A 22,981-nucleotide genomic window follows, 5' to 3' on the forward strand; every position below is an offset into this window, starting at 1 on the left:
GCAATAGCAGCAACGCGGGCAGCATGTAGCTGCCGCGGATACACGGGGAAAAACTGTTTGCCGGGTGGGCTGCTGGGCACGCTAGCTACATGAACAGCGTTGCAGCCCAGCTACCGATGGATACGCGCCGACAGGCTAAATTCCTGTACTGGATGGGCTGGCGTATCTGCGAGATCGCCGAGGCGACCGGCGAGAAAGAGAAGACTTTACACAGCTGGAAGGCGCGCGACGAGTGGGACCGCGCAGATAACGTTGAGCGGATCGGCGGCGCGCTTGAGGCGCGCTTGGTCTTGCTCATCATGAAGGATGGCAAGACGGGGGGCGATTACAAAGAGATCGACCTTCTGCACCGCCAGTTGGAGCGGCAAGCGAGAATCCAGCGATATCAGGATGGCGGAACCGAGGCCGGACTGAACCCAAAGCTGGACAACCGCAACGCTGGGCCGAAGAAGAAGCCCCGGCGCAACGAGTTCAGCGAAGCGGATGTGGAGCGGCTGGAGCAGGCGTTCATCGACGGCTGTTTCGACTACCAACGCGACTGGTATCGCGCCAGCAATCAACGCACGCGCGCGATTCTGAAATCCCGCCAGATCGGCGCCACATACTACTTCGCCCGCGAGGCGCTGATTGACGCCCTCAAGACCGGGCGCAATCAAATTTTCTTGAGCGCGTCCAAGGCCCAAGCCTTTTTGTTCCGCGGATACATGCAGTCCTTCGTCCGTGAGGTGCTGGACCGGGATCTATTCGGCGGCGACAGCATCTTGATTCCGAACGGGGCGGAGCTGTTCTTCCTCGGAACTAATGCCCGCACGGCACAGGGCTACCACGGAAACTTCTACTTTGACGAATTCTTCTGGACGTACAAGTTCGACGAGTTGAACAAAGTGGCGTCGGGCATGGCGATGCATAAGAAGTGGCGAAAGACCTACTTCAGCACTCCGTCGAGCATGGCGCACCAGGCCTACACCTTCTGGACCGGCGAACGGTTCAACAAGGGTAAGCCAGTCGCCCAGCACCTGAAGATCGATGTTTCGCACGATGCCCTCGGCCCGGGGCGGCTGTGCGAGGATCGCCTGTGGCGGCAGATCGTCACCATTCTCGACGCCGAGCGTCGCGGCTGCGATCTGTTCGACCTGGAAGAGCTACGGCGTGAGTACAGCGCCGAAGCCTTTTCCAATCTGCTGATGTGCGAGTTCGTCGACGACGGCGCGAGCATCTTTCCGCTGGCTATGCTGCAGCCGTGCATGGTGGACAGCTGGGTAGCTTGGGGCGACGACTATCGCCCGTTTCACAAGCGACCGTACAACGATCGAGCCGTGTGGTTGGGGTATGACCCGTCCGAGACCGGCGACAGTGCTGCCTTGGTCGTTCTGGCGCCGCCGCTCACGCCGGGTGGAAAGTTCAGGTTGCTTGAGCGTCACCAGTTCCGCGGTATGGATTTCGCAGCGCAGGCGAAAGTGATCGAGCAGGTAACGAAGCGCTTCTGGGTGACGTACATCGGCATCGACACGACAGGCATGGGCACCGGTGTAGCGCAGCTGGTGCGCCAGTTCTTCCCAAACCTGACGACTTTCAGCTATTCACCCGAAGTGAAAACGCGCCTGGTTCTTAAGGCGTTCGATGTAATTCACAACGGACGGTTGGAGTTCGACGCCGGCTGGATCGACGTCGCCCAGTCGCTGATGGCGATCCGCAAGACCATGACTCCTAGCGGTCGGCAGATGACATACACCGCCGGGCGGACCGAAGCAACCGGTCACGCCGATATCGCTTGGGCACTCTTTCACGCGCTACACAACGAACCGCTGGAAGGCCAAACCGGCCGAAATACCAGCGTCCTGGAGATCATGTGATGTCTAACGCCGAATCGCAGGCGCTAACGGCGCCGGCTGGCCGTATCGAAGCTTTCACCTTTGGAGACCCCACGCCCGTACTTGAATCCCGGGGTTTTCTCGATTATGTCGAGTGCGTGGAAAATGGCAGATGGTACGAGCCCCCGGTCTCGCTCGACGGACTTGCGCGCACGACGCGTTCGAATGTCTACCTGCAATCGGGCCTGATCTTCAAGCGCAACATGCTCGCGCGGACGTTTATCCCGCATAGGCTCTTGTCGGGTGCAGCCTTCGAACAGCTGGCCTTGGACTGGGTCACGTTCGGCATGGCCTACGTCGAGGATGTGAAGTCTGTGCTGGGATCGTCCGCCAAGCTGCAGCCGTGCTTGACCAAGTACATGCGCCGCGGCGTTGACCTGGAGTCCTACTTCATGGTGCGGGGCTGGCGCGATGAGCACGCGTTCCGGCCTGGAGCCGTCTACCAGCTGCGCGAAGCCGATGTGGATCAGGAAATTTACGGCATGCCGGAGTGGTTAGCTGCGCTGCAGTCGGCGCTGCTCAATGAATCGGCGACACTTTTCCGCCGCAAGTATTACAACAACGGTTCGCATGCCGGGTTCATTCTCTATCTGACCGATGCTGGCGTGAATGAAGAGGACGTGGACAACTTGCGCACGGCGCTGCGTAGTGCGCGTGGCCCCGGCAATTTCCGGAACCTTTTCCTGCACTCCCCCAACGGAAAAAAGGACGGAATGCAGCTTATTCCGGTCAGCGAAGTTGCCGCCAAGGATGAGTTTAGCGGTATCAAAAACATCACTCGCGACGACATGCTGGGCGTCATGCGTGTGCCGCCGCAGCTTCTGGGCATCGTCCCGCAGAATGCGGGGGGCTTCGGCAATATCCGCGAGGCGACGGTGGTATGGGCCGCAAACGAGCTGGAGCCGTTGCAAACGCGCATGTGCCGGCTGAACGACCTTATCGGTGACGAAGTGATTCGCTTCCGTCCCTACGAACCGCCGGTGGCGTGATGCGCGTGGTTCTATTGCCCGTTCGTTGCGGCGAGTGCGCGCGGTTGCTGGCCAAGGCCGCGCACTACGCTGAATTACAGATCAAGTGCCCACGTTGCGGCACTCTCAATCATATGAAGGCCCCGAGCCTCTCGATAGATCGCCGCGAGCGATTAGACGAAGGCTCGATCGATGAAAAACCAGCTGTTGCAGGGCGACGCCCTGAAGTTGTTGCCGACTCTTGATGCCGGCAGTTTTGATGCCCTGATAACGGACCCGCCGTATGCCAGCGGCGGCGTACATGCCAGCGATCGACGGCGCGCCCCCTCGGTCAAGTACATGCAGGGCGGAACTCCACCGCTCCACGCGGAGTTCGCCGGAGATGAGCGTGACCAGCGATCGCACTTGCGCTGGATGGTGCTGTGGTTGTCCGAGTGCTCGCGATTGCTGAAAGAGGGCGCCCCGGTATGTCTGTTCAGCGACTGGCGGCAATTGCCGCTGACCACTGACGCGCTGCAGGCCGCAGGCTTCACCTGGCGCGGCGTCGCCGTCTGGGACAAGACCGAGGGAGTACGACCGCAGCTCGGCCGCTTCCGATCGCAGGCCGAGTACATCGTTTGGGGAAGCAAGGGCGCGATGCCGCTCGCGCGGCGGGCGCCGATCCTGCCGGGCGTCATCCGCGCGAAGGTCCGCAAGGACGACAAGCTCCACATGACCGGCAAGCCCACCGAGCTTATGCGGCAGGTCGTGCGGATCTGCGAGGAAGGCGGGCGGATCCTGGATCCTTTCGCCGGTTCCGGCACCACGTTGGTAGCCGCGCAGCTTGAGGGCTACAGCTGGACTGGGTGCGAGCTGACCCAGCACTACGCCGACGTTACCCGCGAGCGCTTGTCTACTTTGTAGCGCTCGGTGCCTTTGCTTCGAACTGAGCCGCCCATCTGGGCGGCTCTTTTTCTTGGGTGCTCAGTGCTGCGGCGTCATCTTTGGGCCATTTTGTGCTTGGGATTCAGCCAGCTGCTGTGTCTGAGTCCGCTCTTGCGCTTGCTGTAAGTTGATTTGTTCGACTTGATCGAGGCTGCGCTGCGCGGGCACTTGAGCTGACGCATTCGCGTTCACATAGGATGTAAAAACCGGGTCTTTGTTCCCGTGAGGTGCGTATACCGCGAACACGTTGGTTTCGCCGGTTGAGGTTTGATTGCCAACGACGACGCGATCAAGCCGATGGCTCAGCGGATCGGCCTTGTGCGCGCGCAACAGGTCTGCGGCTATGTTCGTAGTCTGTTCGTCGCTCCAACGCCCATCGGCTCGCACGGTCGATCGGATAGCGTCAAAGGCTTGGTAGTCGGGGTGCTGTGGGTTGTCCGCGCGAAATGGCCGCTGCGCGGGTGGATGTAATAGCGCGTTGCCTTCTCTTGGCTGCTGGGCTTTGTTATCGGCGAGATTGCTGTGCGACACGGCTCCGTGCTTGTGCTGGCCGTTGCTTATATCGATGTAGTTGAACGTGTTTCCTTTGCCATCCAGATCAACGCCTGCCCGCTCGATCTTGCGTGGATCGAGCTGGAGCTTAGCCATATTGAGTTCGATCTCGGGCACATGCATTGTTGTGCCCTTGGCGTAATCGCGATGTGCTTCGTAGATCGTTTCTACGACGCCACTGCCGTAATAGGCCCGATAACCTGAATCGCCATGTTGTCCAATACGCGACGCGGCATCGGTATAGCAGTGCGCCACAGCCTCGACTGCAGGGCTGATGAGCTTCTTGCCTGTGAATTGAATCCCGCCCGGCGACAGCTTGATTCCGTCGGCGAGAACGCCATTCTCCACGCATGGGGTGGACGGATCGGCACGCCGTAGAAAGTCCTGACGATTGAACGAGTCAGCGCGCCCATCGTTGGTGCGGCTGGCCAGCGCGTTCATTCCGACCAGTTCGGCCATTGCCTCGTTCCGGCGCATGAAGTCCATGTAGCGTCCGGCGGGCGCGGTCAGGTCGACTGAAGTTTCGTTACGCGATGCTTCGCGAATGGCCGTGGTCACGTCGTAATCGAAGCGATAGCTCTCTTCTAACTGAGCTTTTCCCAAGAGGGCGTGACCAGTTTCGTGGCCCAAAACAACGGCGAGGTTGTCGTGTCGCTTTGCCGCGCCACGCCATTGATCAGGGCTGAAGTTGTCCGGATTTAGATTGATCGTGCCGGAGATAACGTCATACCTGCCACCCTCGTGGGGGTTCTGAGCGATCGACAGATGTTTCAACGCGCCGCTTTGAATTGCCGACGACATGACGTTAGACAGGTAGGGTGAGCTGCTAATCGTGGCTTCTAGGTCGGCAATAGCGGTCGGCGGCAGTCCATCTTTGCGCGCCAACTCTTCAATTAGTGGCCGAATATCCTCGCGCACTTTGCTCATGCGCCTTCCTCGCGAGTGTTTGCGTCGATCTCAATCTCTTGAATGCACGCTTGCTCGCCGGCGGTGCGTTGGATCTTCACTTCCACTACGAATATAACGCCGTCGTTCGACGCGGGCGATCGAAAGAGAGCGTGTTCACTTCCGTCGCGCCGAATCACGCCCTCGGTCGCCTTGTATCCGAGTTGCAGGACGTGCGTGCGCAAAGTTTCCAGAGGGAAGAGGCAATCGATCTTTCCCCCTGTGGACTGTTGCGAAAGGCCAACTGTCCATTTGTTGGGATGCTCGCGATAAAGCGCGTCGGACCAGACCGAGTACGTGCCTGCAGCGACCAACTGGCCCGTTGTGCGATGCGCGGAGTCCTGTTCGAACAACGGAATTCCGAGAGTCCGCGCTACCTGTTCGGGCTTCGTATCGTCGGGCTTCTTCAGGCTGTCGATAAGCCGCAGCGTCCGCGCGAGCCAGTCGTTGACTTCCAATGACGGCCCAGCGGGTGGCGCAGCGGACGCTGGCTTTGCGTTAGCAGGGCTGACGCCCTCGGCGTTGGTAGACAACTCTGCGATGCGATCGAGTTCGGCTGCAACTGCGTCAGCGGCAGCGTCACCGCCGGCAGGGGAGGTTTGGCTCATAGCGGCGTCCTTATCCGGGGGGGCGGCCTGCGCTGGTTTCTGCGCGCAACCCACGATAGCGAGGCAGGCAACCAGGCCGCCTACGCGCGTGATTGAGGTGAGGAGGGGCATAGCACTGTCCTTTGCACCAGATCCTGATGGCAGCGCACCGCGGCGCGGCTGCGGCCGATCTGGAGTGTACCGAGGGGGCTCCCGGGCGAACATCGGACTCGTCACCAATCGGCGGCGGCGGCGCCGAGGCGCCCTGGCGCGCGCAGTCATCCCCCCGCCACGCCTGCGGGCTAGACCCCCCTCGTTCTCTGCACCCCTGCGGCGCCTTCCCGAGCCCGCCCTGCGTGGCGTGTAGGGCCGCCGCGAGCGGCCGGCAAAGCCTGCGGAACCCTGCGCCTACGGGGGTTTCCGCAGGGGCCTTACACGGCCGCTCAGGGCCGTTGGCGACGCCTCGGATTTTTCGGACGGCCATCGGAGCCGGGTAATTGGTTACAGCACCCCTGTCGCATGGGGCAAGGCATTGATTTGGCGGGGGTTTTTGGATAACTCCGAGGGGTAACACTGCGGTTACGAAAAAGGTTATCGAACTGCAAGACTTTGATTCGTAAGGGATTGTTGATAGTCAGATGTAACTCTCAAGAAAGGTTACCTAATTACCTATTCGTTACCCTTTTATAACCTTCAATACTCTCAGGTATCTGATTGATTTATCTACAATTATCGGCTCATAAAATCACCGATAACCTTTGTAACCCATTTCCGATGGGCGTCCGAAAAATTCGGCATAAAGCGCGGGCGGGCCGTCCTCGTTGACTCTCGATCGCTTGCCGCTGACGACCCGCGGCGCTGGCCAGCACCAGGTCGATGCGTGGCGCCGGCGGCGTATGCGGCGCGGCCGTGTCGATCGCGGTCGCCGCCGGCGTCGCTGGTCAGCAGCAGGTCGACGCGTGACGGCGGCGCCTGCAGCGCGGCCGTGTCGATCGCGGTCGCCGCCGGCGTCGCTGGTCAGCAGCAGGTCGACGCGTGACGGCGGCGCCTGCAGCGCGGCCGTGTCGATCGTGGCCTTCGTCGGCGGCGCTGGCCAGCACCAGGTCGACGCGTGGCGCCGGCGGCGTCTGCAGCGCGGCCGTGTCGATCGCGGTCGCCGTCGGCGTCGCTGGCCAGCACGAGGTCGACGCGTGGATCCGGCGGCGCCTGCAGCGCGGCCGCATCGATCGCGGTCGCCGCCGGTGTCGCTGGCCAGCACTAGGTCGACACGCGGCGCTAGTGGCCGCTGCAGCGCGGCCGCGGCGATCGCGTCAACGCCCGTGCTTCATCCTCTCCAGCACGTAGCTAGGCGCCACCGGCGGATGACGCGGGCCGGCGCCAATCTCGCGCAGGATCTGCCGCTCGTACTTGCGGACCCATCCGGCAATCCAGCGGACGGCCTCGGCCTCGCGCTCAAAGTTGTGCCAGGACGCGCGTTTGATCATCCGGCGATACATGCCGGTAAAAGCCTCCCAGCCACCGCCGCGCTTGCGCGGAAGCGCGGCAGCGACCCAACGCTGGCCATCCAGAACGACGATGTGTGCTTCGCGGAAGTCGGTGTGGGCCGAGTACGCCCAGGCGAAGCGATCGGGAAGGGGGTAGGGCTGGCGCAGGGTCGGGTCCATAGGCCCGCATCCTAGGCCAGGCAGTCGCGCCAAATGAGACTGTCCGAAGTCCTCGCGGTGAACGCTTCAGCGGGCAAAAAAAAACGCCCAAATTGGGCGGCGATTTGCGGAAAATTACACGTTTTGTGTTGATCGCGCGCCCTTTTTTGGGAGACGTGTCTAGAGCCATTCCTTATATATATGAATACGTTGCGACTGTTAGGCCCGTAGACTGTTAATCAGGGGGTCGTTGGTTCGAGTCCAACTTCGGGCGCCAAATACGAGAAAAGCCGCGAGCAATCGCGGCCTTTTTCATTGGCCGCGGTTTTTGTCGACGATGGCTTTACCGATCGCGACGCTCGCCGACTGCTTGCGTTCTTGTCGCGGCGGTATCGCCATGGCGACGCATCGCATCGCTGGCACGTGGCGCGGCTGAGCGCGCCCGATACGACTCCGCCCATGGCTCGGGAATATCTGCCGTCCGCCGAGGGGCCGAGGGCCGACCGGGTCATTCGAGCTGGCAATCCTGCGCCGCGCGCGGGCTCGCGGGGCGCTCGTTGATCCGGCCTTCGTCGGTCAACGCCAGGACGACCGCCTCCTGCGGACAGCGCAGGTCGCACAAGGTGAATGCGACCGCCGAGTCCGGTCGGCCGTCCAGGGGCCGGAACCGGATCCGGGTCTGGCGGCGGGCGCTGCACAGGCGCAGGCCGTCCAGCAGGGGCGGGGTCTTGTGCAGCAGTTCGTCGCCCTCGTCGAAGCGGGCGTTGCCGTTGCGATCCGCGAAGCCCATCCAGCCGTGGCTCCAGTCGTTGTCGTCCTCGCAGACGAAGCCCTCGCGCGACGGGCATAGCCAGACGGTGCTGGCGTGCTCGGCGGCATACTGGTGGGCCTGCTCGATGCTGTCGGCCAGGCCGCTGCGCACCGCGGCGACGCGGGAGGTGCCGGCCAGGGCGCCGAAGACGGAGCTGGCGATCAAGGTCAGCACGCCGGTGCAGACGATTGCGAAGACGAACTCGAGCAGTGCGAAGCCTTTGATTCGCATGGCCATTCCTTGGCAGTTGCGGGGCGCCCAGAGTCGCCGGCGCAGACTGTGATCGGAAGCAGGTGGCGCCGCGCTGCCGGGTAGGGGCTCAGGCGTGACCGGTGTCGGAGTATTCCTAGGCACCAAACCTTTGACCAACTCCGCCCGACCGCTCGTCGGTGTGGCACCTTTTCTAGGTAATTCCGACTGTTAGCATCCAGGCGTCCTCTGGGGAAGAGAAGCGCTATGGCTCTGCGTCGGTCCGCCGGCTTCACATTGATCGAACTCTTGGTGACGATCGCGATTGCCGCGATTCTGCTCGCCCTGGCACTTCCTACGTTCACCGAATCCATACGCGCCAACCGCGTCTCCACGGCGACGAACCAGATGCTGGCGACGCTCAACTTCGCCCGCGCCGAAGCGGTGCGCAGCAAGAGCAGCGCGCGGATCTGTCCGAACAACAACGGAACCGGCTGCGGCAGCAACTGGAGCACCGGCCTGTTGATCTGGACCGACGAGAACGGCGACGGCGCGCTGACCGCGAACGAGATCAAGCGGGTGGTCGACCCGCAGGACAGTATCGATTTCACCCCGCCGACCGGGGTGAACCAGATCAGCTTCGACGAGCGCGGCCGCACCCTGGACCGGGCCACCTATTCCTTCGCGCTGCAGGCGCATGAGTGCAAGCCCGGGGTCTACAACCGGCGCTCGTTCGCGATCAACCGGATCGGCCGGGTCGCGGTGACCAAGGAGACCTGCCAGTGAACGCCTGGGCCGTGCGGCGGCGCGCGCCGCGAACCTCTGGCCGGAGTCGTGGCCTGAGCCTGATCGAAGTACTGGTGGCGGTGCTCGTGCTCGGCCTGGGCCTGCTCGGCCTGGCCATGCTGCAGGCGACCAACCTGCGCCTGGCGCAGAGTTCGAACCAGCGCACGATCGCGACCAATCTGTCGAGCGACCTGCTCGACGACATCCGTTCCAACCGCTTGCTCGCGGCCCAGTACACCGGCACCTACAACGCCTCGTCGGTCGCGGCGAATACCTCGTGCGCGATGTTGGACACGGTCACCCCTGCTCAGCGCAAGACCGCATTCACCTGCCGCATGCGCGAGGCGTTGGGCGAAACCGGGGTGGCGACGGTGCTGGTGCGCAACGACAAGACAGTCCACATCGAAATCGAATGGGGCGATGCCAAGCGCTGGGATCCGAATAAAGACGTGACTAAATTCGAAATGGACAGCGCGCTATGAACCGTCGACTGCAAGCAGGTCTGTCATTGATCGAACTGATGGTCGCGTTGCTGCTGAGCACCGTGCTGGTGTTGGGACTTGTCGAGATATTTTCGGCGTCCCGCGCCTCGTACCTGATGGCGCAGGGCCTGTCGCGCGCGCAGGAAAGTTCGCGTTTCGCGATCGATTCGCTGCAGCGCGACGTGCGCATGAGCGGTCACTTCGGCTGCGTGTCGGACCAGGCGCACTTCTACGCCGGCAACGGCGCATTCGGCGAACTGTTCCTGTCCAACCGCGCGGATTTCAACGCGATCCCGGCCGGGCGCGAGGCCTTGCGCTTCGACTATTCGATTCGCGGCTACGAAGCGCGCGCCACCGCGCCGAACGACAGCCTCGCCATCAGCGCCACGCCGACCGCCGGCGCCGCGGCCGACTGGGTGCCCGCGTTGCCTGATGCGTTCCTGACCGGGGCCCAGCGTCTGCAGCCCGCGCCGATTCGCGGCAGCGACATCCTGATGCTGCGGTTCCTGTCGCCGGAAAGCGCCGAAGTGACCGGCTTTGCGACCGGCAATCCCGCCACCATCTCGGTCAACGCCGCGCAGTGGCCGGTGTTGACCGCCGCCATGCCCACGCCGGGCATATTCGGCATCGCCGACTGCCGCTCGGCGGTGATGTTCCAGGCCAGCGCGATCACCACCGGAGCGGGCGCGGTGCAGATCACCGTGCGCAACACCGGCGTGAACCAGATCGCGTTCGACGGTTCCGACACCTTCGCCTCGGGTCAGGCGCGGCTGTATCGCGCCGAAAGCTTCGTCTACTACATCGGCCTCAATCCGGCCGGCGAGCCGACGCTGTTCCGCGCGCGTTTGAACGTGCCGCCCGGCTCGGCCGGCGTGGTGCTCGATACCGGCCTGGCCGAGGAAGTGGTCGAAGGCGTGGAGAACATGCAGTTGCTGTTCGCCCAGGACATCGTCACCAATCCGGCGCAGGCGCCCACCGGCGTGATCAACGGCATCCGCACCGCGGCGGGCCTGTTGCCCGACAGCAACAGCCAAGCCGGCTGGCAGCGCGTCGGCGGCGTCCAGGTGGGCCTGCTGGTGCGCGGCAACGACCGCGCCGCGGCCCAGCAGAAAACTGCGCCGACCCGCTCGTTGGGAACCCGGCTGCAACTGCCCGCGGACGGACGCTACCGCAGCGTCTACGAAACCAATATCGCCCTGCGCAACCGGCTGTACGGAAATTGAGGCCCGCCATGACTATCGTCCGTAGCCGCCGTTTCGCATCCACGAGCTCGTTGCGCAGACAGCGCGGCGCCGTATTGTATGTCGCCTTGATGATGCTGGTGCTGCTGGCCCTGATCGGCATCACCGCGTTGCAGGTGACCGGTCTGCAGGAGCGCATGACCTCGAGCTACCGCTCGACCAACAACGCCTTCCAGAACGCCGAGGGCCGCGCGCGCGGCAACGAGGCCGATCTGCAGCGCCAAGTGCAGAGCGGCGGCACCGAGGTGATCGCCATCGACGAACCCTTCTGCGTCGCCGGCTTCGATCCCAGCGGTTGGGCGCGCACGATGAAGTACTCCGATCCGTTGCCGGCGAAGCTGAGCCATACCCGCCGCATCGACGAATGCGTTTCCGGCGGCACCGGCATCGGCATGGGCACCGTTCCGATCAGCGAAAACACCAACCTGATCTTCCAGGTCACGGCCTATGCCGTGGACCGCGGCACGAACCCCGGTTCGGACGCCGTCATCGACACCATCTTCGTACCCTGAGGGTTCCGCCATGGCATCCCCCCGCGTTTATCTCGCGATCCCGCTGATGCTGGCCGCCGCCGGCGCCGGGTATTGGCTGTACAACGCCAACGCTCTGCAAGCCGACGGTTCGTTGGCGCAGGCGCCGTTGAATTCGAGCGTCACCATTCCGCCGGCCTTCGTCATGGCGGTCGACGACTCGGGCTCGATGACCTTCCAGACCCTGTTCCCGGGCGCCGACGGCGCCGCGTTCTGGGAGTACGACGCGCGCGCGACCAACGGTTATTTCACCGGCAGCGGCGCCAACGCGCGCTTGCGCACCCAGGCCGACGGCTTCGATTCGCGCGGCTTTCACCACACCATTCCGTCGGTTGGTTACCGCATCGACACCTCGCGCTACGCGATCGCGCCGATCGACAATTTCGGCTTCGCCCGTTCGCCCGAATACAACCCGGCCTACTTCAGTCCGCTGGTGACGTACTCGCCGTGGAAGCGGCCCAATGCGGCGAACGAAATCGTCGATTATCCGCAAGCTGATATCGGCGCGACCCGGGTCAATCCCGATTCGGCCTCGCCCACCATCGGCCTGGCTTCGGACTGGTCGGCCAACAATAACGATGAGCGCTTCTACGTGCCCAACGGCGCGACCTTGCCGCGCAACACCGTGTACTGGATCGATCAGGCTTGCGGCGGCCTGAGCGGCTCGAACAATTGGCGCACGCTGGCCAACGCGGTGACCTTGAACGCGAACTGCAACGTCGCCATCCGCTACTACCCGGCGACGTTCTATCTCAAGACCGCGACCGTGGTGCAGCCGGCGGGCACGCCGGCCGCCGAGCTGTTCGGTTATTCCGCTACGCCGGTCACCGCCACCAACGCCTGCGGCGACGGCTGCAATCTCTATCGGTACGAAATCCGTCCCGGCAATTTCGGCAGCGCGGCCCAGTACAACAAGGCGATCCAGAATTTCGCCAACTGGTTCAGCTTCTACGGCAACCGCGTGCGCGCGATGCGCGCAGCGCTGACGCTGTCGCTGGAAAAGACCGAGAAGATGCGCGTGGGCATGTTCACCATCAACAGCGGCGGCGGCAGCTACAACTACGCCAACGTGACGATGCGCGACATGTCGGTCGCGACCGACAAGGCCTCGCTGTACAACGACCAGCTGCTCAGGATCGGCGCCAGCGGCGGCACCCCAAACCGTTGGGCGGTGCAGCATATCGGTCGTCAGTTCAAGCGCACCGACGCCGGCGCGCCGGTCAAGTTCGCCTGCCAGATCAACGCCGGCATGCTGTTCACCGACGGCTACAGCAATACCGACGGCCCGACGGTCGGCTCGCAGGACGCCGATATGCCGGCGCCCTTGGCCGATGCGTTCCCGAACACCCTGGCCGATACCGCCGCGTTCTACTACAAGGACACGCTGCGCACCGACCTGGGCCTGGGCAAGGTGCCGGTGCCGGAGCAGTGCAAGACCACGCCGAACGATCCCAAGCTCGATTGCCGCGCCGATCCGCACATGAACTTCTACGGCGTGACCCTCGGCGCCAAGGGCGAAATCTACGGCCGCGCCTACGATCCGATCACCAACACGCCCAATCCCTACGCCGGTTATCAGCCGCCGTGGCGCGCGTATCAGAACGATGCGCCGAGCACGGTCGACGAAATCTGGCACGCGACCATGAACGCGCGCGGCAAGTTCATCAACGCCACCACGCCGGCCGACATCACCTCGGCGATGCGCGAGATCCTGGCCTCGGTGGGCGCGGCGAACACGCCGTCGGGCACGATCGGCCTGACTGGCTCGCGCATCGGCAACAACACCTTGTCGGTCGAGCCGACCTATCAGTCGGCCAACAACGGCACTGACTGGTTCAGCCGCCTCAACGCGTCCAAGGCCAGCCACGACGCCGTGACCGGTACGATCACCTTCACCAATTTGTGGGAAGCGTCTTCGGGCCTGGAAACGGGCGGCCGCACGATCAACTTCGGCAAGACCCTGTCGGGCAACGTGGTGCCGCTGGTCAGCGACTTCACCGTCGCCGCGCTCGGCAGCAGCGATACCGCCGTGCTCAACGCACTATGCAGCGATGCCCTGCAGAATTGCGCCGGCAAGTTCAGCCGCATTCCCGGCGGCGTTACCGGGGCCGAAGCGGTCGCCTACCTGCGCGGTTCGCGCGCCAACGACGGCAACAACGGCGGCAAGCTGCGCAAGCGCACCACGCTGCTGGGCGACATCGTCAACTCGACGCCGCTGGTTTCGGCCAAGGGCGACGACTACGGTTATCGCGGCCTGCGCACCAGCGCGGGCGCCGCCGACGCGCTCAATTACGCCAATTACTTGCGGACCAAGCAGAACACCCGCAGCGCGTTCGTCTATGTCGGCGCCAACGACGGCATGTTCCATGCCTTCAACGGCGACACCGGCCGCGAAGTGTTCGCCTATATCCCGGCCACTTCGGTCGGCCACATGGGCAATCTGTTGTTCCCGTATCGCCCCGAAGATCGCAACGATCAGGTGTTCCAGCACCGCTATTACGTCGACGGTCTGGCCACGGTGTCCGATGCGCACGACGGCAGCACCTGGAAGACCGTGGTCGCGGCCAGCGTCGGCGCGGGCGGTCGCGGCGTGTTCGCGCTCGACGTGACCAATCAGAACAGCTTGCAGGTGCTGTGGGAGATCAACGACAAGGTGTCCGACGCCAACGGCGGCAAGGATATCGGCAGCGTGCTGGGCAAGATCGCGATCGTGCCGGTCAAGCTGAGCAGCGGCGTGGTCAAGTGGAAGGCGGTGTTCGGTAACGGCTACGAAAGCGTCAACGGCAGGGCCGTGCTGTTCCTGGTCGATATCGCCACCGGCGCCGTGGACCGGATCCAGGCGCAGGAAACCGATGCGCCGCTGCCGACCCGGACCAAGAACGGCCTGGGCAACCTGGTGGTGATCGACCGCTTCGACGGCACCGGTGCGACGGTCGGCCGCGACGGTTACGCCGATACGGCCTACGCGGCCGATCTCAACGGCGCGGTGTGGAAGTTCGACCTGCGCAACAACACCGTGGCCAATGCCAACAAGCCCTTGTTCATCGCCCGCAACAAGGACAACTTCAACGAGCGTCAACCCATCGTCGGCGGCCTGGAAGCGACCATGGCCGGCGACAACGTGATGGTGTTCTTCGGCACCGGCGCGTTCTCGTTCACCGGCGATCCCAGCGATCGCACCATGCAGACCATCTACGGTGTGATGGACCGCGGTTCGCAGGTGGTCGGCCGCAGCGAACTGCAGCGCCAGTACATCCTCGAGCAGACGACCTCGCAGGGCCTGCAGGTGCGCATGATCACCGGCGAGCGCCTGGATGCGACCAAGAAGGGCTGGTACCTCGACCTGGGCGTGGATGCCGGACGCACCGGCAATCCGGTCGGCACCGGCGAGCGCTCGGTCGGCAACCTGCGACTGCAGAACGGCATCCTGTTCTTCCCGACCTACGACCCGACCAGCACCGACGGCTGTTCGACCGACGGCAACAACTGGCTGTACGGCCTGGATGCGCTCAGCGGCGGTTCGGCGCTGGCCAATGCCAAGGTCAATTCGGCGATTGGCAACAATCTCGGCGCCGGGGTCGGCGCGGCCAAGCTCAATGGCGGTTCGGCGCCGGTCAAGGACGTGGTGGTGGTGGCGACGCCCAAGAGCGACATCCTGCCGGCGAACGCGACCCAGGAGCAGATCGCCCAGGCGGTGGCGTCGAAGTGCTCGATCATGGTGCAGACCTCCGGTTCGCAACCGCTTTACCTGCCACGTCCCTGCGGTCGCCAGTCCTGGCGCCAGATCCGATAACGAGGAAGCGACATGAAGCAGTTTCACTACAGGGGCGCGCGATCGATCCGGGGTTTCACCCTGATCGAACTCATGGTCGTGGTGGCCATCATCGGCATCCTGGTCGGCATCGCGGTGCCGGCCTACCAGGACAGCGTGCGCAAGAGCCGTCGCGGCCAGGCCAAGGCCGATCTGGCCGAGGTCGCGCAGGCGATGGAGCGGTTCTACACCGTGAATAACACCTATGTCGGCGCAAATCTCGCAGACATCGCCATGACTCAGTCACCGAAGGTCGGCGATCCGCGCTACACGATCTCCCTCTCCGGTGCCACGACCGCAAGCACCTTCATGCTTCGTGCGCAGCCGGTGGGTGGGCAGGCCAACGACAAATGCGGCACCTTGACCCTGAGCAATACCGGCGCGAAAACGCCGAATGCACAGACCATGCCCGAATGTTGGAACCTGCAATAACCTGACCGGTTCAGCTTACGGCCCGCTCCCTCACCGGAGCGGGCCGTTGCCTTTGCAAGGCCCGGCCAGCGCGCCACGCGCGCCATCAGACAGCCGCCATTCTCACCCGCTGAGACCGAGTTGGATAAACTGCCCGATTCGCATCGCTCGGGTAGCACGATGGACGACAGTCAGCAGTCCGCCGGTTTCCAGCTGGTTTCGCCGTATTCGCCGGCCGGCGATCAGCCGCAGGCGATCGACAAGCTGGTCGCCGGTTTCGAGGGCGGCCTGGCCCAGCAGACCCTGCTCGGCGTAACCGGCTCGGGCAAGACCTACACCATCGCCAACGTGGTTCAGGCGGTGCAGAAGCCGACCCTGGTGATGGCGCCGAACAAGACCCTGGCCGCGCAGCTGTACGGCGAGTTCAAGGCGTTCTTCCCGCACAACGCGGTCGAGTACTTCGTCAGCTACTACGACTACTACCAGCCCGAGGCCTACGTGCCGTCGAGCGACACCTTCATCGAGAAGGACAGCTCGGTCAACGAGCACATCGAGCAGATGCGGCTGTCGGCGACCAAGGCCCTGCTCGAGCGGCGCGACGCGCTGATCGTGTGCACGGTTTCGGCGATCTACGGCCTGGGCGATCCGAACGAATACTTCCGCATGGTCCTGCACATGGTCCGTGGCGAGCGCATCGACCAGCGCGAGCTGATCCGTCGCCTGACCGAGATGCAGTACACCCGCAACGACACCGAACTGCGCCGCGCGACCTACCGCGTGCGCGGCGAAGTCATCGACGTGCATCCGGCCGAAAGCGATTCGCAGGCGCTGCGCGTGGAGCTGTTCGACGGCGAGATCGAGAACCTGACCTTGTTCGATCCGCTGACCGGCGAAACCCTGGAACGCGTGCCGCGCTTCACCATCTACCCCGGTTCGCACTACGTCACCACCCGCCGCACCGTGCTCGACGCGATCGAGACGATCAAGGAAGAGCTGCGCGAGCGCCTGGAATACCTGTACGCGAACAACAAGCTGGTCGAGGCGCAGCGTCTGGCCCAGCGCACCCAGTTCGACCTGGAGATGCTGGCCGAGGTCGGCTACTGCAACGGCATCGAAAATTATTCGCGGCACCTGAGCGGGCACATGCCCGGCGAGCCGCCGCCGTGCCTGTTCGACTACCTGCCGCCCGACGCGCTGCTGGTGGTCGACGAATCGCACGTGACCATTCCGCAGATCGGCGCGATGTACAAAGGCGACCGATCGCGCAAGGAAACCCTGGTCGAGTTCGGCTTCCGCATGCCCTCGGCGCTGGACAACCGGCCGCTGCGGTTCGAAGAGTGGGAAGGGCGCTCGCCGCGCGCGATCTATGTCTCGGCCACGCCCGGTCCGTACGAACTCAAGAAATCCGAAGGGCAGATCACCGAACTGGTGGTGCGTCCGACCGGCCTGATCGATCCGGTGGTCGAGATCCGCCCGGTCGCGACCCAGGTCGACGACGTGCTCGGCGAGATCCGCGAGCGCGTGGCGATGGGCGATCGCGTGCTGATCACCACCCTGACCAAGCGCATGTCGGAAAACCTCACCGAATACCTCGGCGAACACGGGATCAAGGTGCGCTACCTGCATTCGGACATCGAGACCGTGGAGCGGGTCGAGATCATCCGCGACCTGCGTCTGGGCAAGTTCGACGTGCTGGTCGGCATCAACCTGCTGCGCGAGGGCCTGGACATGCCCGAGGTGTCGCTGGTCGCGATCCTCGACGCCGACAAGGAAGGTTTCCTGCGTTCGACCGGTTCGCTGATCCAGACCATCGGCCGCGCCGCGCGCAACCTGCGCGGCAAGGCGATTCTGTACGCCGACCGCATCACCAACTCGATGCAGCGCGCGATCGAGGAAACCGACCGTCGCCGGCAGAAACAGGTCGAGTACAACCAAGCCCACGGCATTACGCCCAAGTCGGTGGACAAGGCGGTGGTCGACATCATGGAAGGCGCCCGGGTCGATCCCGAAGCGCTCAAGGCGCGCGGCAAGGGCCGTCGGGCGACCGAGGACGCGGCGGATGTCGCGAGCCTCAGCCCGGCCCAGTTCGCGGCCAGGATCAAGGCGCTGGAGCAGCAGATGTACCAGCACGCCCGCGATCTGGAGTTCGAACAGGCCGCGGCGGTGCGCGATCAACTGCGCAAACTCAAGGACGCCGGACTGGGCGCCTGAGTCGGCCGGCCCGGCCCGCAAGGCGACGACAAAAAGGCTTGTCGCTCGCCGCGCGCTGGGCTAAACTGCGCCCCCTTCGCCGGGGAATTGCAGCAATACGGCGATGCGGGCGGTTAGCTCAGCGGTAGAGCACTACCTTGACATGGTAGGGGTCACAGGTTCGAACCCTGTACCGCCCACCAACCGATCTCCGGGCGGTTCGCGCCGGAAAAGGTTGGAACAAAACGAAGCATGCAGAAAACCGTCGCCCAGAAGCGGCGGTTTTTCGTTTTGGGCATCGTTTGAGTCCTTTGCTGCCTCGATCCCCGCGCGAGCCGTGTGCGTTGCAATGCCGGCATGATCCCGCAATTCGATTACGCGCTGGCCTTGATCTTGGGGCGGCGGACTGGCTGCGTCCGATTTGCGGCGTCTTTCCGTTGCGAGCTCAAGCCGCGCCCGTCGTGCAGCGGCGAACCGGTCCGCCATGTCCGCGAAGACCGCGTGGCCGATCCCCGTCGTCTTTCGCCTCGGCGGCCATGGAGTTGTGCGAATGCGAACGCGTGGATCGATAGCCGGCAAATCGATCGCGGGCCATCGCAGGCGCGCGGACTCCCGTTTTCCGCTCAGCCGCTCCGCTCCGGTTCGCATCCGCGCTGCCTGCGACGATGACACCGCGGCGGCGACAGGGCGATGCGCTGCCCGCTTCGACCAACGCAACAGACGCGAAGAAGACCGCGATGCCGCCGGATGAGTCGTTGCGATCCAGGCAGCGGGCAGTCGTCGCTCTGGCATCGAACACGCGGGGCGAATCGCGCCGCGGTCGAGGCCCGCGCCCGCCCGGGCATTGCGCGCCATCCGGTCGCGGTTGGTGCGACGGGCGATGCCGTCTCGACAGCGATTGTTTCGATGCGTCATCGCGTCGGCCGAGTTGCGACGCGAGGACGGTGGATCCGCCTGCGATTTTCCCCATATTCGAGGCAATTGAGACGCAAGCGGTTCGACCCGGCCGAAGCTCGCGCCCCTTCGCTCAGGCGGCTTGCCCAGACGCTCCGGCGGTCCGCCGTTGACGCGCGATCGCATCGCCAAACTAGCCTCGTTTGCCGAATTCGATGTGCGCAAATTGCGGTCAAAGATCAGCTAAGACACGGATTGTTTGTGAGTTTCTTGAGTGGCATCACACAGATCGGGTGTCTAAACGGCATGCGAAGTCTTGTTAAGCCCCCGCGCGGCTTCCTATGCTCAAGCTGCGGCCATCCCGCCGCGCATAGCTAAGGAGTAGGCAATGTCGCAGAACGAACAGACCCGCTTGATCGGCCGCATGGTCGCCATCGAGGTTTCGATGTCCGAAGACGGTGGTAACGAAGTCTCTTTCGCGGCCGCGTCGACGTTTGTCCGCACCAAGCCGTTCAACGAGATCGATCGCACCGACAACGGTGATCAGATCCCGTAATCCGCGCACCCCGGATTATCAAGACGATAGAGCCGGGAGGCACGCCTCCCGGCTCTATTTTTATGCGGCATCGATCGGCTCGTGGCTAGGCCGCGGCCCGGCGCCGCGCAGGCCGGCGCGGCCGCTGCCGCCGAACGATTCGGCTCAGGGCGGTTGCAGCGGGCGACGCGAACGGCGCCGCCCGCCCCGCGCTCACTCGCGCATTTCGAACGTGCGCGGCAAGGCCAGGTGCAAATGCGCGGGCGGATCGACATCGCCGCGCTGTTCCATCGATTCCCAGTACTCGCGATAGCGGTACACCGGCCGGCGCCAGTCGTAGACGAAGTTCGGGTCGCGGCTTTGGCTGAACTGCACGAAGCAGTCGAGCAGCTGCAGTTCGGGGTTGACCCCTTCCAGCCACAGGAACTGGCCCATTTCGTTGACTTCCAGGAACATGTACTCGCCCTGGGTCGTGACCACGAAGTCGATGCAGCCGAACACCAGGCCCATGCGCTCCATCAGCGCCAGGCAGCGTTGTTCGATCGCCTCGGGCAGCGCATAGCGCGCATAGCCCATGGCCTCGTCGAAATCGTTCGCGCGCCAGTCGACCAGATAACCGCCGGAATTCTGCGATTTGATCTGCGCGGCGACGACCGTGCGGCCCATGACCGTGACCCGCAGTTCGTAGCTCTTGTCGAGCAAGGGCTGGTAGATGCCCGGCGCATTGGACAGCGAGGCGTCGTTGCCGAGCAGTTCTTCGCCGATCGCCGCGGTGTAGGTGGCCAGCGCCTTGTCCTCCGACACCCACGACGCGCCGGTCATCGGCTTGTAGATCAGCTTGCCGCCGTGCTCATGGAAAAACGCGCGGATCGTGGCCGGGTCGTTGGAGATCAGGGTGCTCGGCACCGTCAGGCCGACGGCGGCGGCGACTTTCAGCTGCGCCGCCTTGCGGTCGGCGCGCGCCTTGGCCGCGACCGGGTTGATCCAGAAACGCGGGCTTTCGTCGAGCAGGCCGACGGTCGCGCGGATGAACTCGTTGGCCTCGGTCTGGGCGAAACGGGTGTCGGCCGGATGCAGGTCGGGCGACGCCTGTGGCTGATACCAGCGGCGCAGCCACACGGTGTCGATGTCGTGCGAGCCGAAGTCGCGATGATGACGCGCGCAGTGCAGCGTCACCTGGGCCGGATCGGCGCCCGCGCCGGCGCTGTCCACGCGCAGGCTGGCGCCGTGTTTCTGCGGGAAATCGTGGGTGTACCACAGGTGGACGTTCTCGCCTTCGTGTTCCAGTGCCCAGGCCACGGCGCGCGCGTGGATGTCCCAGGGATCGCTGACTATCAATGTCGTCATGACAGGTCCTGTGTCGTAACGGTGGAGGATGGGTGGGTGTGTGGTACGGATTCGCCGGGAGCGGCCATTGCGTCGGTGCGCGAGGGCGCGGCGGTGTCGTGTCCGCGTTGCTGCATCGCCCATAGCGCGGCGTAGCGGCCGGACGCGGCCAGCAGGGAAGCGTGGCTGCCGCGTTCGACGATGCGGCCGCGTTCGAGCACCAGGATTTCGTCGGCGCCGACCACGGTCGACAATCGGTGCGCGATCACCAGGGTGGCGCGGCCTTGCGCGGCCTGGTCGAGTTCGCGCTGGATGCCGTGCTCGGTATGCGTGTCCAGCGCCGAGGTCGCTTCGTCGAAGATCAGGATCGCCGGCCGCTTGAGCAAGGTGCGCGCGATCGCGATGCGCTGCTTCTCGCCGCCCGACAGTTTCAGCCCGCGTTCGCCGACGTTGGTGTCGTAGCCTTGCGGCAGGGTTTCGATGAACTCGTGGATATGCGCGGCGCGGGCGGCGTCGAACACTTCCTCGCGGCTGGCTTCGGGGCGGCCGTAGGCGATGTTGTAGTACAGCGAATCGTTGAACAACACCGTGTCCTGCGGCACCACGCCGATCTGTCGTCGCAGCGAATCCTGGGTGACCTCGCGCAGGTCCTGGCCGTCGACGGTGATGCGACCGCCGGCGACGTCGTAGGAGCGGTACAGCAGCCGCGCCAGGGTCGATTTGCCGGCGCCGGTGCTGCCGACCACGGCCACGGTGCGGCCGGCCGGAACGACGAAATCGATCGCCGCCAGCACTTCGCGTTCGCCGTAGTTGAACGACACCTGCTCGAAGCGCACTTCGCCGCCGGACACGGCCAGTTCCGGCGCGTTGTCGCGATCGCGCACCTCGACCGGTTCGTCGAGCAGGGCGAACATGCGCTCCAGGTTGGCCAGGGTCTGCTTGGTCTCGCGGTAGATCATGCCCAGGTAACTCAGCGGCGCGGCCAGTTGCAGCAGGAACGCGTTGACCAGCACCAGGTCGCCCAGGCTCATGCGCCCGGCGACCACGCCGTCGGTCGCGCGCCACAACAGCAAGGTCAGGCCGGTGGCGATGATCGCGGCCTGGCCGATGCCGAGCAGCGAGGCGGCCTTGAGGCTCTTGACCCCGGTGTCCTCCAGGTTGCGCAGGCGTTGATCGAAACGTCGGGCTTCGAAGCCTTCGTTGTTGAAGTACTTGACCGTTTCGTAGTTCAGCAGCGAATCCACCGCGCTGGCGTTGGCCTCGGTGTCGGCCTCGTTCATGGCCTTGTAGTAGCGCTGGCGCCACTCGGTCATGCGCACGGTGAACAGCAGATAGGCCGCCAGCGTGCCCAGGGTGATCGCGGCGAAGCTCATGTCGTAGCGGCCGACCAGGATCGCGGTCACCAGCGCGATCTCGATCACCGTCGGCACCACGGTGTACAGCGCGGTGTCGAGCAGTTCCGACACCGACGACATGCCGCGCTCGAGATCGCGGATGACCGCGCCGGTGCGCCGATCCATGTGGAAGCGCAGGCTCAGCATGTGCACGTGCGCGAACACCCGCAGCGCGACCTCGCGCGAGGTCCGCGCCAGCACCCGCGCGAACACGATGCCGCGCAGTTCCTGGAAGACCGACGACGCCAGCCGCAGCGCGCCGTAGGTGCACAGCAGCAGCACCGGCACGGTCAGCGGGGTGGGTTTTTGATCCAGCGCATCGATCAGCTGCTTGAGCAGCAGCGGCACGCCGGTGGTCGCCAACTTGGTCGCCAGCACCAGGCCCACGCCCAGCACGACCCGGCCGCGGTAATACCAGATCGTCGGCCACAGCCGGCGAATCAGCGTCATCGCGCCGGCGCCGCCGCGGGCTGCGGGCGGGCAGGGCGCTGCGGTGTCCGGCGCTGGGTTGGGAGGAATGGCGTCCGCGCTCATCCCTGGCCCGACTGAGTGGGCTTCGCGCGCGTGTCGCGGCAACGGCCGCGTCCGCCGCGGCTGGCTTCGTTATGTCCCATCACGCCCCAAGCAGATGGCTTCCCTGTGCGGTTTACGGTACCGGAAGGCTGGGTTATTGCCTATCGGCGACACATATCGGCCACAGGTCGATCAGGTACGGGCATCACAGTGCCGGCGATTGCGCCGACGGTTGACTTGCCCGGCGGCGTCCCCAACTATTGACGTCTGCGACACGGCATCCGGCCGCGTCCCGAATCGAGGTGGCCCGCGACCGATCGCCGGCCGAGCGTGCGACATGGACACTACCCGCGCCCATCGCTGAACCGCCGCAGGCTC

At 64.4% G+C, this 22,981-nt stretch carries 19 protein-coding genes and 1 tRNA gene; 13 read left to right on the forward strand and 7 right to left on the reverse strand.

From position 1 onward, the window contains the following. Positions 1 to 89: 89 nt before the first annotated feature. The 4 genes from IEQ11_RS07430 to IEQ11_RS07445 are packed head-to-tail and all read left to right on the forward strand — an operon-like array spanning position 90 to position 3,742. On the forward strand, positions 90 to 1,853 hold the full coding sequence (locus IEQ11_RS07430) for a terminase ATPase subunit family protein (protein ID WP_191821386.1): 1,764 nt from the start codon (positions 90 to 92) through the stop codon (positions 1,851 to 1,853). After that, entirely contained in the window at positions 1,853 to 2,860 is a 1,008-nt protein-coding gene (locus tag IEQ11_RS07435; RefSeq protein WP_191821387.1) for a phage portal protein, read from the forward strand. The genes IEQ11_RS07430 and IEQ11_RS07435 overlap by 1 nt, the downstream gene beginning before the upstream one ends. Further along, positions 2,860 to 3,084, forward strand: coding sequence for a Com family DNA-binding transcriptional regulator (locus tag IEQ11_RS07440; protein WP_191821388.1), 225 nt, complete (start codon positions 2,860 to 2,862; stop codon positions 3,082 to 3,084). Before IEQ11_RS07435 ends, IEQ11_RS07440 begins: the two co-directional genes overlap by 1 nt. After that, entirely contained in the window at positions 3,032 to 3,742 is a 711-nt protein-coding gene (locus IEQ11_RS07445) for a DNA-methyltransferase (protein WP_191821389.1), read from the forward strand. Before IEQ11_RS07440 ends, IEQ11_RS07445 begins: the two co-directional genes overlap by 53 nt. A 60-nt stretch (positions 3,743 to 3,802) precedes the next feature. Here IEQ11_RS07445 and IEQ11_RS07450 read toward each other — a convergent pair whose 3' ends face one another. The 4 genes from IEQ11_RS07450 to IEQ11_RS07465 all read right to left on the reverse strand — a co-directional run bounded on the left by IEQ11_RS07450 (position 3,803) and on the right by IEQ11_RS07465 (position 8,532). Further along, positions 3,803 to 5,242, reverse strand: a complete 1,440-nt coding sequence (locus tag IEQ11_RS07450; RefSeq protein WP_191821390.1) for an XVIPCD domain-containing protein — start codon at positions 5,240 to 5,242, stop codon at positions 3,803 to 3,805. Further along, the gene (locus tag IEQ11_RS07455) at positions 5,239 to 5,868 is read right to left on the reverse strand and encodes a hypothetical protein (RefSeq protein WP_191821391.1); all 630 of its coding nucleotides are present in this window, start codon (positions 5,866 to 5,868) and stop codon (positions 5,239 to 5,241) included. Before IEQ11_RS07455 ends, IEQ11_RS07450 begins: the two co-directional genes overlap by 4 nt. A gap of 1,289 nt (positions 5,869 to 7,157) precedes the next feature. Continuing rightward, positions 7,158 to 7,511, reverse strand: a complete 354-nt coding sequence (locus IEQ11_RS07460; RefSeq protein ID WP_191821392.1) for a hypothetical protein — start codon at positions 7,509 to 7,511, stop codon at positions 7,158 to 7,160. Positions 7,512 to 7,998: 487 nt separating this feature from the next. Further along, positions 7,999 to 8,532 carry a GspH/FimT family pseudopilin gene (locus IEQ11_RS07465; protein WP_191821393.1) on the reverse strand — a complete coding sequence of 178 codons (534 nt, stop codon included), beginning with the start codon at positions 8,530 to 8,532 and terminating at the stop codon, positions 7,999 to 8,001. Between the two features lie 225 nt (positions 8,533 to 8,757). Here IEQ11_RS07465 and IEQ11_RS07470 point away from each other — a divergent pair, with 225 nt between their 5' ends. The 8 genes from IEQ11_RS07470 (at position 8,758) to IEQ11_RS07505 (ending at position 18,144) form a co-directional block, all read left to right on the forward strand. Further along, complete coding sequence (locus tag IEQ11_RS07470) at positions 8,758 to 9,276, forward strand: GspH/FimT family pseudopilin (protein ID WP_096418239.1); 519 nt, start codon at positions 8,758 to 8,760, stop codon at positions 9,274 to 9,276. Next, positions 9,273 to 9,758, forward strand: a complete 486-nt coding sequence (pilV, locus tag IEQ11_RS07475; RefSeq protein WP_191821395.1) for a type IV pilus modification protein PilV — start codon at positions 9,273 to 9,275, stop codon at positions 9,756 to 9,758. Before IEQ11_RS07470 ends, pilV begins: the two co-directional genes overlap by 4 nt. After that, the gene (locus IEQ11_RS07480) at positions 9,755 to 10,981 is read left to right on the forward strand and encodes a PilW family protein (RefSeq protein WP_191821396.1); all 1,227 of its coding nucleotides are present in this window, start codon (positions 9,755 to 9,757) and stop codon (positions 10,979 to 10,981) included. Before pilV ends, IEQ11_RS07480 begins: the two co-directional genes overlap by 4 nt. Positions 10,982 to 10,989: 8 nt before the next feature. Then, positions 10,990 to 11,511, forward strand: coding sequence for a pilus assembly PilX family protein (locus tag IEQ11_RS07485; RefSeq protein ID WP_191821397.1), 522 nt, complete (start codon positions 10,990 to 10,992; stop codon positions 11,509 to 11,511). Between the two features lie 10 nt (positions 11,512 to 11,521). Next, entirely contained in the window at positions 11,522 to 15,322 is a 3,801-nt protein-coding gene (locus IEQ11_RS07490) for a pilus assembly protein (RefSeq protein ID WP_191821398.1), read from the forward strand. 12 nt (positions 15,323 to 15,334) lie between these two features. Next, positions 15,335 to 15,772 (forward strand): type IV pilin protein, encoded by a 438-nt coding sequence (locus tag IEQ11_RS07495; protein ID WP_191821399.1) that lies wholly within the window; start codon positions 15,335 to 15,337, stop codon positions 15,770 to 15,772. 159 nt (positions 15,773 to 15,931) lie between these two features. Beyond that, positions 15,932 to 17,962 carry an excinuclease ABC subunit UvrB gene (gene uvrB / locus IEQ11_RS07500; RefSeq protein WP_046656008.1) on the forward strand — a complete coding sequence of 677 codons (2,031 nt, stop codon included), beginning with the start codon at positions 15,932 to 15,934 and terminating at the stop codon, positions 17,960 to 17,962. Positions 17,963 to 18,069: 107 nt separating this feature from the next. After that, positions 18,070 to 18,144 (forward strand) — tRNA-Val (locus IEQ11_RS07505). Here the strand turns inward: IEQ11_RS07505 and IEQ11_RS25865 are convergent. Next, positions 18,115 to 18,240, reverse strand: a complete 126-nt coding sequence (locus IEQ11_RS25865; protein WP_281439912.1) for a hypothetical protein — start codon at positions 18,238 to 18,240, stop codon at positions 18,115 to 18,117. The two genes, IEQ11_RS07505 and IEQ11_RS25865, sit on opposite strands and share 30 nt — an antisense overlap. A gap of 983 nt (positions 18,241 to 19,223) precedes the next feature. Here IEQ11_RS25865 and IEQ11_RS07510 point away from each other — a divergent pair. Beyond that, entirely contained in the window at positions 19,224 to 19,391 is a 168-nt protein-coding gene (locus IEQ11_RS07510; protein ID WP_157753871.1) for a hypothetical protein, read from the forward strand. A gap of 192 nt (positions 19,392 to 19,583) precedes the next feature. Here the strand turns inward: IEQ11_RS07510 and IEQ11_RS07515 are convergent, their stop codons facing one another. Next, positions 19,584 to 20,717 (reverse strand): MvdC/MvdD family ATP grasp protein, encoded by a 1,134-nt coding sequence (locus IEQ11_RS07515; protein WP_191821400.1) that lies wholly within the window; start codon positions 20,715 to 20,717, stop codon positions 19,584 to 19,586. Beyond that, positions 20,714 to 22,540 carry an ABCB family ABC transporter ATP-binding protein/permease gene (locus IEQ11_RS07520; protein ID WP_228464505.1) on the reverse strand — a complete coding sequence of 609 codons (1,827 nt, stop codon included), beginning with the start codon at positions 22,538 to 22,540 and terminating at the stop codon, positions 20,714 to 20,716. Before IEQ11_RS07520 ends, IEQ11_RS07515 begins: the two co-directional genes overlap by 4 nt. Between the last annotated feature and the right edge of the window lie 441 nt (positions 22,541 to 22,981).

It is taken from the genome of Lysobacter capsici (assembly GCF_014779555.2).
Classification (GTDB): Bacteria; Pseudomonadota; Gammaproteobacteria; order Xanthomonadales; family Xanthomonadaceae; genus Lysobacter; species Lysobacter capsici.

Bases quoted from the DNA above. Each gene is read 5' to 3' on its own strand.
- IEQ11_RS07510 (WP_157753871.1), top strand. From the start codon at position 19,224: ATGTCGCAGAACGAACAGACCCGCTTGATCGGCCGCATGGTCGCCATC.
- IEQ11_RS07440 (WP_191821388.1), top strand. From the start codon at position 2,860: ATGCGCGTGGTTCTATTGCCCGTTCGTTGCGGCGAGTGCGCGCGGTTG.
- IEQ11_RS07465 (WP_191821393.1), bottom strand. From the start codon at position 8,532: ATGCGAATCAAAGGCTTCGCACTGCTCGAGTTCGTCTTCGCAATCGTC.
- IEQ11_RS07490 (WP_191821398.1), top strand. From the start codon at position 11,522: ATGGCATCCCCCCGCGTTTATCTCGCGATCCCGCTGATGCTGGCCGCC.
- IEQ11_RS07430 (WP_191821386.1), top strand. From the start codon at position 90: ATGAACAGCGTTGCAGCCCAGCTACCGATGGATACGCGCCGACAGGCT.
- IEQ11_RS07455 (WP_191821391.1), bottom strand. From the start codon at position 5,868: ATGAGCCAAACCTCCCCTGCCGGCGGTGACGCTGCCGCTGACGCAGTT.
- IEQ11_RS07460 (WP_191821392.1), bottom strand. From the start codon at position 7,511: ATGGACCCGACCCTGCGCCAGCCCTACCCCCTTCCCGATCGCTTCGCC.
- IEQ11_RS07445 (WP_191821389.1), top strand. From the start codon at position 3,032: ATGAAAAACCAGCTGTTGCAGGGCGACGCCCTGAAGTTGTTGCCGACT.
- IEQ11_RS07480 (WP_191821396.1), top strand. From the start codon at position 9,755: ATGAACCGTCGACTGCAAGCAGGTCTGTCATTGATCGAACTGATGGTC.
- IEQ11_RS07450 (WP_191821390.1), bottom strand. From the start codon at position 5,242: ATGAGCAAAGTGCGCGAGGATATTCGGCCACTAATTGAAGAGTTGGCG.
- IEQ11_RS25865 (WP_281439912.1), bottom strand. From the start codon at position 18,240: ATGCCCAAAACGAAAAACCGCCGCTTCTGGGCGACGGTTTTCTGCATG.
- IEQ11_RS07485 (WP_191821397.1), top strand. From the start codon at position 10,990: ATGACTATCGTCCGTAGCCGCCGTTTCGCATCCACGAGCTCGTTGCGC.
- uvrB (WP_046656008.1), top strand. From the start codon at position 15,932: ATGGACGACAGTCAGCAGTCCGCCGGTTTCCAGCTGGTTTCGCCGTAT.
- IEQ11_RS07495 (WP_191821399.1), top strand. From the start codon at position 15,335: ATGAAGCAGTTTCACTACAGGGGCGCGCGATCGATCCGGGGTTTCACC.
- IEQ11_RS07515 (WP_191821400.1), bottom strand. From the start codon at position 20,717: ATGACGACATTGATAGTCAGCGATCCCTGGGACATCCACGCGCGCGCC.
- IEQ11_RS07470 (WP_096418239.1), top strand. From the start codon at position 8,758: ATGGCTCTGCGTCGGTCCGCCGGCTTCACATTGATCGAACTCTTGGTG.
- IEQ11_RS07520 (WP_228464505.1), bottom strand. From the start codon at position 22,540: ATGACGCTGATTCGCCGGCTGTGGCCGACGATCTGGTATTACCGCGGC.
- IEQ11_RS07435 (WP_191821387.1), top strand. From the start codon at position 1,853: ATGTCTAACGCCGAATCGCAGGCGCTAACGGCGCCGGCTGGCCGTATC.